Below are 3,253 nucleotides of genomic sequence, written 5' to 3' on the forward strand. Positions count from 1 at the left end.
GATTTTTTGTGGGGCTGGGCGGGTTTATTTAAGCTGTCTGCTGCCTTCGATGTTTGTTGGCGAACCCGCCCCTACAGGTTTATTGAGAATGCTGCAAGATCTCAGTTAAAACCGACTGACTAATCTAGATTAAATTATCGATCGATCGCACCGTCGATCGCCAGTTGTTACAATTATTCATAAAAATCCCATAAATTGAGCAAGAAATTCATATTTTTCGCCAATTTTCCGCAAGAATTTACTAGACAGCAGCAGTGGTATTCCTGTAGAGTATGCAAAAGTCTAAAAATAACCTTTTTGTAGTAAGGATTTCAGTCCTTGCTGGTTAGTTCGGCAATACTTATACTCCTGAATGGAAATTTTTTCTACTTTAGCAACAACTCTTATAAATTAAACAGGGATACCAACCATGAACGCTCAAAATCAACAATCATCTTACGGTCAAATTCCCTTAAGTTTTATTGCGAACTCTGGACAAACAGATCCATCTGTGAAATTCCAGGTGAAAGGCGCAGGTCACAGCATCTTTTTCAGTCCCAACGAAATCTCCTTCACTGCTTTCTCTACACCAACTGAACCGGGAAATCCAGCAACAGCAACTTCTTCCACTGTCCGCAGCAGCTTAGCAGACAGCAACCCGAATCCGACAATTTCCGGGTTGGAACAATTGCCCGGAGTTGCTAACTTTCTCTTAGGCGAAGATTCGAGTCAATGGCATAGGAATGTTCCCACATTTAACGGCGTCGTTTATCACAACGTCTATCAAGGAATTGACCGCGTTTTTAAAGGAACAGAAGGACAACTAAAAAGCGAATTCCTGGTAGCACCTTTAGCAGATCCGAGTCAAATTCGGATGAACTATAGTGGAGTTAGCGATATCCGGTTGCGAGACGACGGAGCACTAATCTTAGAAACACCGCTGGGCGAATTGATTGATAACGCACCGATAGTTTATCAAGACATCAACGGCACGCGGGTGAATGTTACCGCTGCTTACAATTTATTAGGAAACGGTCAAGTAGGTTTTAGTTTGGGAGATTTTGACCGCACTCAACCCCTAGTTATCGATCCGGTTTTAGCTTACTCGACTTACCTGGGCGGTAGTGGCTCTGACTCTGCCAACCGCATGACCGTAGATAGCACAGGTGCGGCTTACATTATTGGAACTACTGTTAACAATTTTACTACTACTCCCGGTGCTTTCCAAACTACACCAGGGGGTCAAGCTGATTTCTTAGTTACCAAAATTAACCCCGAAGGAACCGCCTTAGTTTACTCTACTTATATCGGCGGCCCTAACAATGAATACGGTCATGGCATTGCGGTAGACACTCAAGGCAATGCTTATTTAACCGGACAAGTCGATCCTGGTTATCCAACTACACCGGGTGCTTTTCAACCGACAGCACCTAATTACACTGCTGCGGTAACTAAACTCAATGCAGCGGGCAATGCGTTAGTTTATTCTACCTTTTTAGGCAAGAGCACCAGTGGCGCCCTAGGCAACGGCATTGCGGTAGACAGTAACGGCAATGCTTATGTTACCGGAATCACAGGTGACGGTTTCCCCACTACTGCCAATGCCTCCCAACCTACATACAGAGGTGGCATAGATGCGTTTATTACTAAAGTTAATCCAACCGGCAGTGCTTTAGTTTACTCTACTTATTTCGGCGGGAGTGCTCGCGAAGGCGCTCAAGCCATTGCACTAGACAATAATGGTAATGCCTACGTTACCGGAAATACTTATTCGACTGACTTGCCAGTCAGTTATTATCCCGCTGATACACTTATAGGCGGTCAATCTGATGCTTTTGTCAGTAAATTTGACGCAAATGGTGCCCGTACTTATTCCACCTATTTAGGTGGCAGTGGTGATGACTTAGGTAATAATATCGCTGTAGACAGTTCTGGAAATGCTTATGTTGTGGGAAATACCGCCTCAACTGATTTCCCTACAGTTAGTCCGATTCAAGATACGAATGCAGGTGGTGCTAATGATGCTTTTGTCAGCAAGCTGAGTCCTAACGGTACTTCCTTGATTTATTCAACTTATTTGGGCGGTAGCGGAGATGACAACGGCAATCGGATTGCTGTAGACAGTGCGGGTAATGTTTATGTAGCGGGAAACACTACTTCGACTAATTTCCCGACTAAGAATGCTATTCAAAGTGTCAGTGGTGGCGGGAAAGATGCTTTTGTCACAAAAATAAATTCATCGGGTTCTGCCTTAGTTGATTCTACTTATCTTGGCGGCAGCGGCGACGACTACGGTAATGGTATTGGGGTGGATGCGAATGGTGCAGTTTATGTGGCGGGAGCTACTAAGTCTACTAATTTCCCAACAGCGAATCCTTTGCAAGCGGCGAATGGGGGAGGTGACTTTGATGTTTTTATTACTAAACTAATTCCTGGGGGGCCGCAGGTAAAGATTGTTGAGTCGGGCGGCAGCACTAATGTAGCTGAAAGCGGCACGACGGATACTTATACAGTTGTGCTGACTAATCAGCCTACTGCAAATGTGGCGATCGCCCTCAACACCGCCACTCAAATTCAACCGATTGCTGGCCTTTCTTTCACTCCAACTAACTGGTTTTTACCGCAAACCGTGACAGTCAGCGCAGTTGACGATCCAGTAATAGAAACTTCGCCACATAGCGGTACTATTGCTCACAGTGCTATCAGTACCGATGCTAATTATAACGGCGCGACTGCAAGTTTTACAGTTAACGGTACTGCGGGCAACGCTGTCAATGCGAACATCACCGATAACGACATCGCAGGCGTTACCATTACTCCTGCTACTACGACTGCGACGGAAGGCGGTGCAACTGGCAGTTATACCGTTAAATTAAATACTCAACCAACGGCACCTGTTACGATTAACGTGGCTACAGGCAGTCAAATTAAACCAATTACCGCACTGACTTTTACCACAACTAATTGGAATGTTGCTCAAACTGTGGCGGTGGCTGCTGTTGACGACAATTTAGTTGAAGGAAATCATACAGGTGCGATCGCCCATACTGCCACCAGCACCGATGCCAAGTATAATGGCATCACCATTGGGGGTGTCAATGTCGCCATTACCGATAACGATACTGCGGGTTTCAGCGTTGCACCTACCAACATCACTGCTACAGAAGGCGGTGCCACTGGCAGTTACAAAATCAAACTAACTTCGCAACCGATCGCACCCGTTAACATTAGCTTTAATACTGGCAATCAAATTAGCCCGATCGCCACACCGATT

The 3,253-nt window shown here is 45.4% G+C and carries 1 protein-coding gene; it reads left to right on the plus strand.

Features of this window, described 5'->3' with window-relative positions; translation table 11 throughout:
* Positions 1-409 precede the first annotated feature (409 nt).
* Positions 410-3,253, plus strand: a 2,844-nt coding sequence (locus QUB64_RS21260; RefSeq protein WP_333274790.1) for a DUF7948 domain-containing protein, incomplete at its 3' end; no start/stop codon positions are given.

Origin of the sequence: Microcoleus sp. Aus8_D2 (genome assembly GCF_036702665.1) — a bacterium.
Taxonomy (GTDB): Bacteria; Cyanobacteriota; Cyanobacteriia; order Cyanobacteriales; family Microcoleaceae; genus Microcoleus.